The sequence below is a fragment of the Microcoleus sp. Aus8_D2 genome (genome assembly GCF_036702665.1).
GTDB lineage: Bacteria > Cyanobacteriota > Cyanobacteriia > Cyanobacteriales > Microcoleaceae > Microcoleus.
This window is the reverse complement of sequence record NZ_JAUBUN010000024.1, coordinates 40,122-54,001: the sequence shown is the minus strand read 5'-3', so window position 1 is coordinate 54,001 and position 13,880 is coordinate 40,122. Positions and strand designations below refer to the sequence as shown.

General features: G+C 45.5%; 12 protein-coding genes and 1 riboswitch. Of the genes, 4 read left to right on the top strand and 8 right to left on the bottom strand.

The features are described from left to right. Positions 1 to 43: 43 nt before the first annotated feature. Entirely contained in the window at positions 44 to 1,063 is a 1,020-nt protein-coding gene (locus tag QUB64_RS19325; protein ID WP_333273631.1) for a metal ABC transporter solute-binding protein, Zn/Mn family, read from the bottom strand. An 88-nt stretch (positions 1,064 to 1,151) separates the two neighbouring features. On the opposite strand from QUB64_RS19325, the gene QUB64_RS19320 reads away from it, so the two are divergent. Both QUB64_RS19320 and QUB64_RS19315 read left to right on the top strand, forming a co-directional pair. Then, entirely contained in the window at positions 1,152 to 1,871 is a 720-nt protein-coding gene (locus tag QUB64_RS19320; protein ID WP_333273627.1) for a metal ABC transporter ATP-binding protein, read from the top strand. A gap of 257 nt (positions 1,872 to 2,128) precedes the next feature. Next, complete coding sequence (locus QUB64_RS19315; protein WP_333273624.1) at positions 2,129 to 2,965, top strand: metal ABC transporter permease; 837 nt, start codon at positions 2,129 to 2,131, stop codon at positions 2,963 to 2,965. 223 nt (positions 2,966 to 3,188) lie between these two features. Here QUB64_RS19315 and QUB64_RS19310 read toward each other — a convergent pair whose 3' ends face one another. The 5 genes from QUB64_RS19310 to QUB64_RS19290 all read right to left on the bottom strand — a co-directional run bounded on the left by QUB64_RS19310 (position 3,189) and on the right by QUB64_RS19290 (position 7,989). Then, entirely contained in the window at positions 3,189 to 3,869 is a 681-nt protein-coding gene (locus tag QUB64_RS19310; protein WP_333273619.1) for a CADD family putative folate metabolism protein, read from the bottom strand. A gap of 196 nt (positions 3,870 to 4,065) precedes the next feature. Next, a complete protein-coding gene (locus QUB64_RS19305; protein ID WP_333273616.1) occupies positions 4,066 to 5,145 on the bottom strand; it encodes a WD40 repeat domain-containing protein in 1,080 nt (359 codons plus the stop codon). After that, positions 5,133 to 6,104, bottom strand: a complete 972-nt coding sequence (locus tag QUB64_RS19300) for a CobW family GTP-binding protein (RefSeq protein WP_333273778.1) — start codon at positions 6,102 to 6,104, stop codon at positions 5,133 to 5,135. The genes QUB64_RS19305 and QUB64_RS19300 overlap by 13 nt, the downstream gene beginning before the upstream one ends. Before the next feature lie 248 nt (positions 6,105 to 6,352). Continuing rightward, the gene (cobW, locus tag QUB64_RS19295; protein ID WP_333273613.1) at positions 6,353 to 7,387 is read right to left on the bottom strand and encodes a cobalamin biosynthesis protein CobW; all 1,035 of its coding nucleotides are present in this window, start codon (positions 7,385 to 7,387) and stop codon (positions 6,353 to 6,355) included. A 191-nt stretch (positions 7,388 to 7,578) separates the two neighbouring features. Beyond that, entirely contained in the window at positions 7,579 to 7,989 is a 411-nt protein-coding gene (locus QUB64_RS19290) for a DUF1636 domain-containing protein (protein ID WP_333273611.1), read from the bottom strand. A gap of 22 nt (positions 7,990 to 8,011) precedes the next feature. Further along, positions 8,012 to 8,175, bottom strand: a riboswitch (cobalamin riboswitch). 142 nt (positions 8,176 to 8,317) lie between these two features. Here QUB64_RS19290 and QUB64_RS19285 point away from each other — a divergent pair. Then, positions 8,318 to 10,282, top strand: a complete 1,965-nt coding sequence (locus QUB64_RS19285; protein ID WP_333273608.1) for a bifunctional serine/threonine protein kinase/MFS transporter — start codon at positions 8,318 to 8,320, stop codon at positions 10,280 to 10,282. Positions 10,283 to 10,350: 68 nt separating this feature from the next. Beyond that, complete coding sequence (locus tag QUB64_RS19280; RefSeq protein WP_333273605.1) at positions 10,351 to 11,625, top strand: serine/threonine protein kinase; 1,275 nt, start codon at positions 10,351 to 10,353, stop codon at positions 11,623 to 11,625. On the opposite strand, the gene QUB64_RS19275 is transcribed toward QUB64_RS19280, so the two are convergent. After that, complete coding sequence (locus tag QUB64_RS19275) at positions 11,617 to 12,204, bottom strand: type IV pilin-like G/H family protein (protein ID WP_333273602.1); 588 nt, start codon at positions 12,202 to 12,204, stop codon at positions 11,617 to 11,619. The two genes, QUB64_RS19280 and QUB64_RS19275, sit on opposite strands and share 9 nt — an antisense overlap. Positions 12,205 to 12,275: 71 nt before the next feature. Beyond that, positions 12,276 to 13,661 (bottom strand): ATP-dependent protease ATP-binding subunit ClpX, encoded by a 1,386-nt coding sequence (clpX, locus tag QUB64_RS19270; protein WP_333273599.1) that lies wholly within the window; start codon positions 13,659 to 13,661, stop codon positions 12,276 to 12,278. Positions 13,662 to 13,880: the final 219 nt, after the last annotated feature.

Sequence of the window (13,880 nt, the reverse complement as noted above, 5' to 3'; positions counted from 1 at the left end):
ATTGATGCGGACTAAAGTCCTCACTACGAACCAAATGGCTGCACTACCGAAAGGGTGTACAATTGCCGCCGAGGCCGGAGGTAATTGCACAAGTATTGGTTTTCAACATTCCTTCGTAGGTATCCGCACCGGTGCCGGAACCGCCTAACTCGTCACTGTAAAGTTCTTTGTCGGAAATTTTGACATTTGCTTCTCTCGCTACAGTCTGCATCAACTTCGGATTAGTTGTAGTTTCGACAAAAATTGTCGGCACTCCTGCTCCCTTAATTTCTGATGATAATTCGGCAATTCTTGCGGCTGTGGGCTGTTCCTCTGTTGTCACTCCCTGCAAAGCTCCAGCAATCTCTAAACCGTAAGCATCAGCATAGTAACTCAGGGCATCGTGAGTTGTGACTAATTTGCGTTTTTGAGCCGGAATTGTCGCAATTTGTGCTTGAATCCAAGTATCTATTTTTGCTAAATCATCTGTTAATTTGGCGGCATTTGTGGTATAGAGTTGAGCATTGGTTGGGGAAACTTTGCTCAATTGATCGCGAATTGTTTCTACCATGCGGATGCCATTTTTAGGATTGTGCCACACGTGAGGATCGGGATTTTTTGCGCCTGCTGTGTGGGTTTTATTTTGGGGTTTTTGTTCGCCTTCGTGTTTGTGTTCGCCCATTAGCGGTTTGGGAACGGCGAGTTCGTGTACGGCGATTTTTGGTGCGGGATTGCTGCTGGATTTAATTAATTTAATGATGCTGGGTTCGTGGTTGTAGCCGCCGTATAAAATCAAATTTGCTGTTTCAATGGCTTTGCGGTCTTCTGGCTTGGTCTGGTAGGCGTGGGGGTCTTCTCCGGGCTGGATCAGACAGGTGGTGTCGATCGACTTTTGGGCAATTTCCTTAGTAATATCGCAGATAACGCCCGTTGTGGCTACGACTTTAGGTAAGTTGGAACTCTTGATATCCGGCGCCGGCTTGCTGGTTTTGGAACCCGAAGCGCACCCAACCAGTCCGCAGGCGATCGCCAAAACCCCCACAGCGCACCACCTGCTGCTTTTTTCGGTCAAGTTTTTTAACATTTCACCTTTGGAACGATAATCGTTATTACTTTTAGAGTTATCCTATTGTAGTAGTCACGAACAAGAATCGTTCTCAAAATCTGGAATTATGTTAGAAGTGCAAGACTTGGCTGTGAATTATCGAGGAATTTCGGCCCTTAACAGCGTGAATTTTCAGTTAGATCCGGGACAGTTAACTGGTGTGTTCGGCCCCAACGGCGCGGGGAAAAGTACGATGGTGAAAGCGATGCTGGGCTTGATTCCGGCGTCTCGGGGTTTGGTAAAATATCAGGGGCGGTTGTTGAAGGAACAGTTGGGGCGGGTGGCTTACGTGCCGCAGCGATCGCAAATTGACTGGGATTATCCGATTACGGTGTGGAATGCGGTGATGATGGCGCGGACTGTCCAGACTGGTTGGTTTCGCACTTTCTCGAAGCAGTCGCAGGAATTGGTGAAAGCGGCTTTGTTGCGGGTGGGAATGTGGGATTTGCGCGATCGACAAATTGGCGAACTCTCCGGGGGACAGCAGCAGCGGATATTTTTAGCAAGATCGATCGCCCAACAAGCCGATTTATTCTTCTTCGACGAGCCCTTTAGTGCGATCGACAAAGCCACTGAAGAGATTATATTCGATATTTTTGCCGAACTAAAAGCCGAAAACAAAACCCTGCTCGTAATCAGCCACGATTTAGGCGACACTTTAAAAAAATACGATAATTTATTATTGCTCAACAAGCAGTTAATCGCCACTGGTTCCTGCCGGGAAGTCCTCACCGCCACCAATATTCAAAAAGCCTATGGATACGATTTAAGCTTAGTTGCAGCCTAAGCAAAATCCGGTTACTCTAATTCTAATATTCGTAGGGTGCGTCGCCTGGAAAATTTCCAACTAAATACATACAATCTCCAGGCGACGCACCTGACAAAATAATTTAGTAAATCCCAACTTTTTCGGAGCAAAAATTTGTCAAAATTGGAGCGGGTGCGTCGCCACGAGATTGTCGATTTTAGTTAAGGGATTTCTGCGGGCGACACACCCTACAGCAACGGTCAACGGTCAGCTATCAACTGTTCCTTCTACTATAAATGTTAAACATACTAATCGAGCCGCTTAAATTCGAGTTCATGCGAAATGCGATCGCCGTCGGCATTTTGCTAGGAATACTCTGCGCGGTAGTCGGATCATACTTAATCGTACAGCAAATGGGCATGATGGTAGACATGATTGCCCATTCAGTATTAGCAGGACTACCGGTGGCATTTTATTTAGGCTGGAACATTTCGCTCGGTGCATTTATCTCAGGAATCATCAGCGCGATAATTATGGCGTGGATTCAATCGCAATCGCGCCTTAAAATAGATGCAGTTATGGCATTAATTCTATCTACTTTTTTGGCAATTAGCGTCACCTTGATTAGCGTCTTGCGGACAACAAAATTAGACTTAGACGGATTTTTGTTCGGGAACATTTTGTCAGTTGCACCGTCAGACGTGCAGCAGACTTTTGTCATAACTTTGATTGTTTTGGTTGCAGTTAAACTATTTTACAAAGAACTGCTATTCTATACTTTCGACCCGCTAGCAGCGCAAGCATCCGGTTTACCTGTAAACTGGATTCATTTAGGAATGATTTCGGCAATTACGCTGACAATTGTAGCGAGTTTGCAAACTGTGGGGGCGCTGTTAGTAATTTCGCTGTTAGTCGGGCCGGGAATTACAGCGTATTTGTTGGTAAAAGAGTTACATTTAATGATGGGATTGGGTGCGACAATCGCGATTGCTGCTAGTGTGACGGGAATGTATCTTAGTTATTATTTTAATATGCCCTCTGGTGCGGCAATTGTCTTAGTTGTATTTGGCTTATTTTTAGTAGCTTTGCTGTTCAGTCCCAGTCAAGGAATTTTGACTAGAAAAAAAGGATAATCAATACCGAAAACTTCTTGTATAAATCTTGGACTTATAGGTTAACCGCAGATGTAAGGCAGATAAACACAGAGCAACGCAGATAATTTCAAGAGATGAAGAAAGCGAGGGCGGGTGGGTTTGTTACCGAGATTGTTTGCTGTCACAATCACGAGCTAAGCCCGCCCTGCAAATGCGTCTTTTACCAGAAAGAAGCTGTCAACTGTCAACGGTCAACTAAAGCTTACTTAGCTTGACAATAGGTTTCATAAACACCATCAAGCAGTAAATTGAGAGCAAAAGTTGCTTTTTCGGCAGCTAACAAGGCTTCTTGTTGTGCTTCTTCAGTTTCACAAACTTGTAACAAAGCTTCGCGGGTGGCTTGCGAGTGAAACTCGTCGGCTTTTTCGTGAACTTGAAAGAAGGACAAAGCAGCTTGTGAATCGATGCCGTAAAATTCCTTTAAACCAGCGATTTTGGTTGTGGAAACTTCGGGGATTTGTGCTTCGTAAGCGTAGAGGGCGGCTAAACCTTTGGCGGGAGATTCGCTGCGGGCTAAGTCTTTGAGAATGCGGACGGATTCGGTGGTTTTTTCTAAATGTTCGCGGGACAAAACTGCATTTCTATCTACACCTAAGCCTTCGGCGAAGCGCAGCCACAGTTCGGGGTGATTTGCGGCGCCTCTTTCTTCTTCTATGAGGTTTTCGAGGAGCATTTGACGAATTTTGATGTCGTCACAGGCGGCGTGGGTAGCGCTGACGTAGGTGGGGAAGTTGTGAACTTGCAGGTAGTATTCTTGTGCGTACTCTTGCAGCATGGCGATGTCGAGTTTGCCTTCGTTCCACATTTGGTAGAACGGGTGTTTCAGCAGGTGGTTTTGGTCGAGGATGCTGTTGAGTTGTTCGAGAAATTGCTGTTGAGTCATAATTGTCGATCGCCCTTAAGGATAGTACAGCCACTAAAATGTTATAGTATTCTGAGATTTTGTAAAGAGCAAGTTCAGTCCTAGACGCACTGCGATGCAAGAAACCCGGTTTTTAGGAGATTTTCCGCCTGAAACCTGTGTGCGATCGCGAAAAACCCGGTTTCTGGGTACCGCCGGATAAGTCGGTCACTTGCACTCAACCGCGCCCGAACCCCTTGTCGCGCGTAGATTGCGACCAAACCAGCAATTCGCCGCCACACCCGCCAGCCGCGAGAAACTCGCCTTCGGGATGCCATGCGAGACAGGAAAAACCAGCCTCTGCACCTTCGAGAATTTGCAGCAATTCTGCTGATTCGTACCACAAACAAACTTGACCGTCGGCGGCGGCGGAAGCTAATAAAAATGTGCTAGGTTGAAATGCGATCGCACTTACCACATTTTCATGCACCTCTAACGCCCAACCTTCCCAACCGACACTTTCATCAGCATCTCTTTCCCAAACAGAAATGCCTTGAGAACTAGAAGCAGCCAACAAAGGTGCACCCAAAGAATTAATTTTATCAGACCAAGCCAACTCTCGAACTTTCCCCGGAAAACCCTGCATTACCCAAGGTTCCAAATTACCCCATTCACTAACAATTAGGGTATTGTCCATATTGCCACAAGCTAAATATTGCCCTTGTGGCGACCAAGCAATTGCACCTGTTGCGGACGGTACCGATAAAATTTCCGGGTCTTCGTCCCAGTCTTCGCCACTCCAAACTTTAACACCTTTATAGCCGCTAACTGCCAGGTATTGAACAATTGGATGCCATGCTAAATCGAGGATAGATGACGAGTCAAAATTAAGCGTGACTTCGACAAGATTATCATCAGCATTCCAGACTTGAACACAGCGGCCCATGCTAAAAGCTAACTGATTGCAGTGGGGACTCCAAGCTAACTTATCAACCCAGACGCGGTGATTGTCCAAATTAGTGATTAATTCCCCAGAATCAACGCGCCAAATTCGCACTTTTCCGTCTTGTCCGCCCGCAGCTAAGAATTGACTATCGGAGGAAAAAGACAAACAATCTGCCGATTTCCCTGTAGCAGTTTGCAGCGGTTGTAAAGATAATTGATTAATTTCCCCTGTCGCCAGCATCACTTCGCCCGCAGCGGAACAAACTGCTAAATTTTTGCCATCCGGCGACCACGCAACAGCAGTTATGTAGTCAGACAACGTGGCTGCGGCGTGAAATTTTAGGACTTGTTCGCTACTTGTTAAACTAGGCACCGGCGGAAATCCTCTCGCAATTGAGTTTCGTTTAAGTTGCGGCCGATAAATACGAGTTCATTTTTCGGAGTTTCCGCGGCTTTCCAAACTCTATCCGGCCGGCCGTCGAATATCATGTGCACTCCTTGAAACACAAAGCGCTCGTTTTTTCCAGCTATGTTTAAAATGCCTTTTGTCCGAAAGATATTCGGGCCTTGAGTTCGCAACAATTCCTCAATCCAATCGCTAAATTTGTTGCCGTCGATAGCACCTGATTCGACTATTGCTACTGAGGTAACAGTTTCATCGTGTTCGTGTGCGTGTTCGCCCAAAAAGTCGGGTTCGATTTCTAAGGCGCGGTTCAAATCAAATGCTTTGACGCCTAACAAAGCAGCCATGTCTAATTCAGAGTTGCGGGTGCGGTGGATTTTTGCCATTGCATTCATGGCGCGAATTCGCTTTTCTAATTCTGCCAGTTCTTCCTCAGTCACTAAATCAGTTTTGTTGAGCAAAACTACATCTGCAAAGGCAATTTGTTCTTGGGCTTCGTCGGCGTCCCAGTGTTGCGAGATGTGTTTGGCATCGACTACGGTGACAACTGCGTCTAGCACCAATTTGTCCCGCATATCTTCGTCTACAAAGAATGTCTGAATTACGGGTGCGGGGTCGGCTAAACCTGTGGTTTCGATGACGAGATGGTCAAATTTTTCGCGCCGCTTCATTAAGTTGCCGATAATCCGAATTAAGTCGCCTCGGACTGTACAACAAATACAGCCGTTATTCATCTCGAAAATTTCTTCGTCGGCATCAATGATGAGTTGGTTGTCGATGCCTACTTCGCCGAATTCGTTGACGATGACTGCAACTTTTTTACCGTGTTCGTGGGTTAAAATGTGGTTGAGCAGCGTGGTTTTGCCTGCACCCAGGTAGCCTGTAAGAACGGTTACGGGAACTGATTCGATCGCTCCAGCAGTCACCATACTTGACCTCGTTTGTTTTACAATGATAACCATTATCGCTATCTTACATGATTCTGAGGCCAAGCGGCTAACTGCACTTGTAGGTTCGTAGTGAGGACTTTAGTCCGCATCCATAGAAGGACTAAAGTCCTCACTACGAACCTTGACAGATTGTAGGTTCGTAGTGAGGACTTTAGTCCGCATCCAGAGAAGAAGGACTAAAGTCCTCACTACGAACCTTTGTAGGTATGACCGATGACTCAAGAGAATTAACTGCCAATTATAGCTGCAATTCGATCGCGCTCCAACTCTCTACCAATAATCACCAGCTTGGTTTGACGGAGTTCCGAAGGTTGCCAAGGGCGATCGTAAAAACATTCTATACGATCGCCCACACCTTGCAACACCATCCGCATCGGTTTCTTGGGAACCGCCACAAACCCCTTAATCCGATAGATTTCTTCTTGTTGCATCAAGGATTGCAGCTTTTTCACCAAAGCTTCTGGTTCAAATTCGCGATCGGCAATAAAGAAAGTCGAGTTAATATCATCATCGTGCTCGTGTTCCTCTTCCGTGTCGTGGTGACTCGGGCGGGACTCCAAATCATCCTCAACCGCCGCATTAAATCCCAATAGCACATCGGGGTTAATTTCGCCAGCTTTGCAGGCAACAATTTTCACGCTCGGGCGCAACTCTTGCTGCAACCAGGTTTGAACTTTCTGGTGAGTTTCGGCATCTACGCGATCGACCTTCGTCAACAGTACCATATCGGCACAGGCCAACTGGTCTTCAAACAATTCCTCGATCGGAGTTTCGTGATCCAAACTCGAATCAGCCTCTCGCTGCGCCATCAAAGCATCGATATCGCCCACAAAAGTACCGCTAGCAATAGCTTCGCAATCAACAACCGCCACCACACCGTCAACAGTAGCGCCCGTGCGAATTTCCGGCCAGCGAAAAGCTTGAATCAAAGGCTTCGGAAGTGCGAGGCCCGAAGTCTCAATCAAGATACAATCAATTTGGTCTTTGCGCTTCAACAATTCCTGCATCGTCGGCAAGAATTCCTCTTGCACAGTGCAGCAAAGACAACCGTTAGTTAATTCTACAATATTGCTGGTGACAGTTTCTTCTTCATCGCAAACTTGGCAATCGCGCAGCAATTCTCCGTCAATCCCGATTTCGCCAAATTCGTTAACCAAAACAGCAATGCGGCGGCCTTGATTGTTTTGCAACAAATGGCGAATTAAGGTAGTTTTGCCGCTACCGAGAAAACCAGTGATAACTGTAACAGGGATTTTGTGCATTGAATTTTTGATCGGGTTGAGAATTATGGTCTAGATCCCCCCTAACTCCCCTTAAGAAGGGGGGACAAGAGGGTTCAAAGTCTGTTTTAAAAAGGAAGAAACTCGAAATACTCAAAGTCCCCCTTCTTAAGGGGGATTTAGGGGGATCTAGACTTTGAGTAAAAGCGAGAATTTATCGCCTCATCTTATCTCTAATTTCCCAGCGGTGGAATCTTAGCTAAAACACCTTTTTTCAGAGCTTGAGGACGATCGGACCAAGGCAACAAACCATCCGGTTTAGCATAGTATTGACCCGCACATTCCAGTACCGCCTCGACGCTTTTCGGCTCATTTGCAGGCAAATCACCAAACAAATAAGTATACTTTCCAGCAGCAGCAAAAGACACCGCACAAGAATGACTGCAAGCACTCATGCACTCAACTTCTCGAATATCAAATCGATCGCAAAACTCCCAATCTTTAGCAAGTTTCGATAAATCTTCCATGAATTGTTGACCGCCGCTTTTACCTTCCCGCTTGCCATCTTTCCAAACACTAGCGCAAGCAGTGCAAACTAAAAGACAGTGTTTTGTCCGTACAGCCGTGTTAGTTCCATTCATCATCCGTACCTCGCAGATGCGTTCAAAAGTGAGTTAGATATCGGCGGGCATTCTGACTTCAAAGGCGAAGGACTGAAGTCCTTACTACAAACCTCGTTACAGTTGCGGGACAGCGCCGGACTTGCACCGAACTTTCCCCGTTTCCTCTGGCGGCTGCTCCCCGCTAGAACCGATCGCGAATTCAAATCCTACCACACTTGCCGCCCTTTCTCAAAAAAGTTATGTTGGTAATGGCTATTTTTAATATGTAGCTACATAAATTAACTCGGTTCGTAGTAAGGACTTTAGTCCTCTGATATTTCTGCGGACTGAAGTCCTCACTACGAACCTTATGAGCACTTTTCCCGACTTTTCTACACACGGCTATCAAGTAACCCGCGAACTCGGCTACAACAGTTTGGGCGGCCGCGTCACCTATCTCGCCACAAAAATTAACACCACAAACTCCGTTGTCATCAAGCAATTTCAATTCGCTCAATTAGGTGCTAGCTGGGCCGAATACGATGCTTACGAACAAGAAATCAAAGTGCTCAAACAGCTCGCACACCCAGGAATCCCCCGCTATCTTGATGCTTTCGGGACTGACAGCGGATTTTGCATGGTGCAGGAATACAAAAATGCCGAAAGTGCGATCGATCGCACTTTTGCGCCGCCGGACATCAAACAAATTGCGATCGCCACTTTAGAAATCTTAGCTTACCTGCAATCCCAGAAACCGCCCGTAATCCACCGCGACATCAAACCGGAAAACTTGTTAATCGATGAAGAATTAAATGTTTACTTAGTAGACTTCGGTTTCGCACGCTTAGGAGGTGGAAACATCGCCGCCAGCAGCATTGTCAAAGGCACGATGGGATTCATGCCACCGGAACAAATGTTCAACCGAAAATTAACAAAAGCATCCGACCTTTACGGCTTGGGGATAACGCTGATTTGCTTGTTAACTGGTACGAAATCTGCGGATGTTGGTAATTTAATTGATGCTAATTATGGCATTCATTTTCGGCATTTAGTACCGCCGTTGCAGCAAGGTTGGATGAATTGGCTGGAAAGGATGGTAGCGCCGAGAATTCAAGATAGATATCAGTCGGCTGCTGATGCTTTAGCTGCACTAGAATCTTTGGATGTCAGCAGCTTGCCGAAAGTGAGGCTTGAGCGCGATAGGCTGGAATTCACCGCTACAGAATATGGAGAAAAAATAATAGAAACAATCGAAATTAGCAACCCAATTCCAGATATAATACTTGCGGGAAGATGGGAAGTGGCCGCGCATCCGAGCGATCCGCCACACACACCTTACGACCACCCTTGGATATCCTTTGAGCCACAGAAATTCGAGAGCAATAAGGTTGCTTGTAAAGTTATTGTTGATACCCAACAATTGTTAGCAAGTCAAACTTATGAGCGGCATATAATCTTGTATACTAATTCCGAACCAGACACTTATCAACTCAAAATTAAAGTCACAACAGCTCCCCTGCCCCTACCCGAACTAACTACTTTATTGTCTAAGGGCAGCCGAAATCTTTTTCTGTGCGGCTTTTTATTATGCGCCTTTCTCTTTAGTATGGGCGACGAATCTTACATGGCTTTCGGTATTATTGCGAGCTTAGTATATGGATTTGCTGTTGCTGAAGTCACAATTCTAGCAGAATCCAATGGCAAGAAAAAAACTTGGGTAGGAGGATTATTTGGCTCGCTAATAGGATTAATTTTCTATTTTTGGGCGTTTGGTATTGTATATAATTTCAACAAACCGAGCAATACAATCCTATCAATTGCTGCCTCGATCGTGATGGTAATTGGGCCGATATTCTTTATTTTAGCGGGAGCGGCACTTGGAAGTATGATGAATAGGGCTTTGGCTATGAGTCTGGCTATTATCGTGCAACTTGTCTTTTTTGTATTCTTTATTCTCGTGGGAATGTGGATCGCTGAGGGTTACTCTACAGGTTTTTTTAGTCTGCTAATTAATTTGTGTTGTATGATAGTTTATACGATTTTTCAGAATCCGGACGAGCAGACTACCCTCATAAGAATTGTTAACATTCAGGATAACACAAGAGATTTTCTGATGCTCGCATTTTGTACTAGCTTGGTAGTAGCATTTAAACTGTTTTTCAACGTTGTCGCTCAACGAGAATGGGTTGAACCAATGGAAATAGTAGCTGTAGGAGTAGCGACAATCGCCTCTTTAGCTGTTACTGGTATTCCATTACTTGAGATGGTTGTTTTTAAACCGAAGAGAATCCTTGCTAAATATCGCAAATCTGAACAAAGTTTAATTAAACCTTAAACAATTGCTCGCTGAGGTTCCAACTTTTTAAGGACTGAAGTCCTTACTACAAACCTTACAACTTACTTATGAATGATTTTCCTGATTTTTCTAACTACGGCTATCAAGTAACTCGCGAACTCGGACACAACCGCGCGGGCGGTAGAGTTACCTATCTCGCTACCGAAATTAATACTCAACGTTCCGTCGTTGTCAAACAATTTCAATTTGCCCAAACAGGCGCCCATTGGGCGGAATATCAAGCTTACGAAAAAGAAATTCAGATTTTGCGCGCACTCGATAACCCCAACATTCCCCGCTATTTAGATTCATTCCAAACTGCATCGGGTTTCTGCATGGTACAGGAATACAAAGATGCCAATTCCCTCGCAACTTCGCCGCAGCAAACACCCCAAAAAACTAAGCAAATTGCTATTTCTGTGTTAGAAATACTCAAATACCTGCAAAATCGGGTACCGCCAGTCATCCACCGAGATTTGAAGCCGGAAAATATCTTGGTGGACGATCGCCTAAATGTCAGCCTGGTCGATTTCGGATTTGCTAGAATCGGCGGGGGAGAAGTCGCCGCCAGCAGCGTTGTCAAAGGCACCTTGGGCTTTATGCCACCCGAACAAATGTTCAACCGCCAGCTAACCGTCGCATCGGATTTATACAGCCTCGGCGCGACGCTAATTTGCTTGCTAATCGGCATCAATTCTACCGAAGTTGGCAGCTTGATGGACGAGACAGGGCGGATTAATTTTAAACATCGCTTACCGCAGCTAACTCCAGAATTTCTTGACTGGCTGCAAAAAATGGTGGAACCAAATTTTAAACACCGCTATCCTTCGGCAGATGCAGCCCTCAATGCTTTGATTCCCCTCAAGGTACTTCGCCCGCCTGAAAAATCAAAACTTGCACTGATATCAGTCGGAGTGTTGACAGCAAGTGCTGCTATTTTACTCCCATTTATTTGGAAATCTCAGGAACCTCAACAAGTAGTTAAATCCCAACCAGAAACCAGCAAACCGAAGTTAAAACCTGTGACTCAAGTGATGTTAACTAGCGAACTAAAATCGGAAAAAATTATAGATTTTGTGTCTTTAAAAAAACCACATAAAGTCTATTTTGCTGTCAGTGTTACTAACTTTTCACCGGGAGAATATTACGTTACTTGTCGCGTATTTGACTCTCAAGGAAAATTGGCAGCCAAGGGTCTATCTCGTTTAAGAACAACGGCAGATAGACTAAATACTTGGTGCGGGTACAATTTTACAAAGGATGACAAGCCTGGGAATTGGAAGTTTGAATTTTATTTAGACAATCAAAGAATGACACAAAATAGTTTAAAGGTATTACCTTAAAATATTTGTACCGGGCGGGCAGTGAATTTCTGTGCCGTCAAAAGTTGGCTGAATCAGATTGATTGGCTCCACCTCCTTTTCCGGCTCGCTTTCGCAGATTGCCGAAATAGTTATTAGTTGATTGCTAACATCTTTTTTGAAAGCAAATACTGCTCCTATATATACTGCACCGTAGTCTTTTTCGCTAACGGAATCCATATGTTTAGAAAGTGCGATCGCGGTTTCAAATTGTGCTGGTTCGCGCTTATTCTCCAACGTTTGAACTGGGTTCATTAATAATGAGTGAATGTAGTAATTATAGTTATCTCTGCTGAGACCTTGTATACCCAACCCTTCCAGGGAATCACTAAATTTGTTATTTTTTGCATAGTAATCTTCCTGCGCTTTATTGATCGAAGCCATATCTGCTTGTAGTGCCGGAGATTTCGCACTACTTGAGATTTTAATAGTGTTGAGTTTGAAATTGTAAAAAGATGCTTGTATGCCAGCCATAAAACCGCTGTAAATTACAGTCCGTACCAGCAAACTGGATAGTGAAAGGCTGTATGTTTTACTTTTTTTATCTAGATTTGTTGACATTTTTTTAATCTGTCATAAGGTACATTTGCTAAGTTTGCAGGGTGTGCGCCGCACACCCTACAAACTACAAATTAAGCTGTTTCGTGCTGTTTGTGCCATGCGGGATGCCACAGCAATTCGGCAGTCGATCGCTTCTCGACCATTTCCTTGGTAATCGTACAGTGGGCCACATCCTTGCGAGAAGGCAATTCGTACATCACATCCAGCATTAACTCCTCCAAAATGCTGCGGAGAGCTCTGGCGCCGGTTTTGCGTCGGTAGGCCTCCTGGGCGATCGCCCGCAGCGCATCCGGGTCAAACTCCAACTCCACGCTGTCCATCTTCAACAGCTTCTGATACTGCTTCACCAGCGCATTCCGGGGCTCTGTCAAAATCTGCATCAACGCCGCCTCATCCAGCGGCGAAATCACCGTCACCACCGGAATTCGCCCGACAAACTCAGGAATTAAACCAAACTTGACTAAATCATCCGGCTGTACCTGCTGCAAAATATCAGCAGCCCGCTTGTCCTTCGCCGGCAAAGTCGAGTTGCTTTCGGTTTCTGTTGGCTGAATAAAGCCCAAGGATTTTTTACCCAAACGCTGTTCAACTATTTTTTCCAAACCGACAAAAGCACCCCCACAAATAAATAGAATTTTGCTAGTGTCAACTTGAATAAAATCTTGGTAAGGATGTTTGCGGCCGCCTTGCGGGGGCACGTTCACCACCGTTCCTTCCAACATTTTTAGTAACGCTTGCTGCACTCCTTCTCCCGATACATCTCTGGTAATCGAAGTGTTTTCGCTTTTGCGAGCAATCTTGTCAATTTCATCAATATAAATAATCCCGCGCTGTGCGGCTTCGACATCAAAATCTGACATTTGCAACAGCCGCAGCAAGATATTTTCTACATCGTCGCCGACATATCCAGCTTCTGTCAGCGTCGTCGCATCGGCTACCGCAAACGGGACTTCGAGCATTTGCGCCAAACTTTGCGCTAACAAGGTTTTGCCGCAACCTGTCGGCCCGACGAGCATGATGTTGGATTTTTGCAGTTCGACATCGCTGTCGGGGGCAGACTTGCCGCTGTCTTTGGCTTGGTCTACGCTCAAGCGCTTGTAATGGTTGTAAACTGCTACAGAAAGGACTTTTTTTGCTGAGTGCTGGCCGATGACGTGGTTGTCTAAATGCTGTTTAATTTCTGTAGGTTTGGGAATTTGGGCTAGGACAATTTTCGATTTGCTCGATCGACTCGCACGTTTCGTTCCTTGTCCCTGAGACTCTCGCACCTCTGACTGGGGAATCTGTTGACCAATTTGTGTTTTGCTGGAGTCAAAGAACTCCTCTTCTAAAATTTCATTGCACAGTTCCACGCATTCATCGCAAATGTAGACGCCGGGCCCAGCTATTAACTTGCGGACGTACTCCTGCGACTTGCCGCAAAAGGAGCATCTGAGATGGGAGTCATATTTGGACATATTTAGCCTCTTACTTTAAGGTTGCGGTTGCTTGTTTCGACTGGGAAGTTGCGGCGCGATCGATTCTCTGCCCTAGAAAGGCTTCCCCAGCGGACACCCAAGCCAGTCAGTCGATTTTAGACTTCGACTTCGCTCAGTCGAACGATTTTAGACTTCGACTTCGCTCAGTCGAACGATTTTAGACTTCGACTTCGCTCAGTCGAACGATTTTAGACTTCG

What these genes read in the sequence shown, in the direction of transcription:
- QUB64_RS19325 (WP_333273631.1), bottom strand. Translation starts at nt 1,063, where the DNA reads ATGTTAAAAAACTTGACCGAAAAAAGCAGCAGGTGGTGCGCTGTGGGG.
- QUB64_RS19320 (WP_333273627.1), top strand. Translation starts at nt 1,152, where the DNA reads ATGTTAGAAGTGCAAGACTTGGCTGTGAATTATCGAGGAATTTCGGCC.
- QUB64_RS19315 (WP_333273624.1), top strand. Translation starts at nt 2,129, where the DNA reads ATGTTAAACATACTAATCGAGCCGCTTAAATTCGAGTTCATGCGAAAT.
- QUB64_RS19310 (WP_333273619.1), bottom strand. Translation starts at nt 3,869, where the DNA reads ATGACTCAACAGCAATTTCTCGAACAACTCAACAGCATCCTCGACCAA.
- QUB64_RS19300 (WP_333273778.1), bottom strand. Translation starts at nt 6,104, where the DNA reads ATGGTGACTGCTGGAGCGATCGAATCAGTTCCCGTAACCGTTCTTACA.
- cobW (WP_333273613.1), bottom strand. Translation starts at nt 7,387, where the DNA reads ATGCACAAAATCCCTGTTACAGTTATCACTGGTTTTCTCGGTAGCGGC.
- QUB64_RS19290 (WP_333273611.1), bottom strand. Translation starts at nt 7,989, where the DNA reads ATGATGAATGGAACTAACACGGCTGTACGGACAAAACACTGTCTTTTA.
- QUB64_RS19285 (WP_333273608.1), top strand. Translation starts at nt 8,318, where the DNA reads ATGAGCACTTTTCCCGACTTTTCTACACACGGCTATCAAGTAACCCGC.
- QUB64_RS19280 (WP_333273605.1), top strand. Translation starts at nt 10,351, where the DNA reads ATGAATGATTTTCCTGATTTTTCTAACTACGGCTATCAAGTAACTCGC.
- QUB64_RS19275 (WP_333273602.1), bottom strand. Translation starts at nt 12,204, where the DNA reads ATGTCAACAAATCTAGATAAAAAAAGTAAAACATACAGCCTTTCACTA.
- clpX (WP_333273599.1), bottom strand. Translation starts at nt 13,661, where the DNA reads ATGTCCAAATATGACTCCCATCTCAGATGCTCCTTTTGCGGCAAGTCG.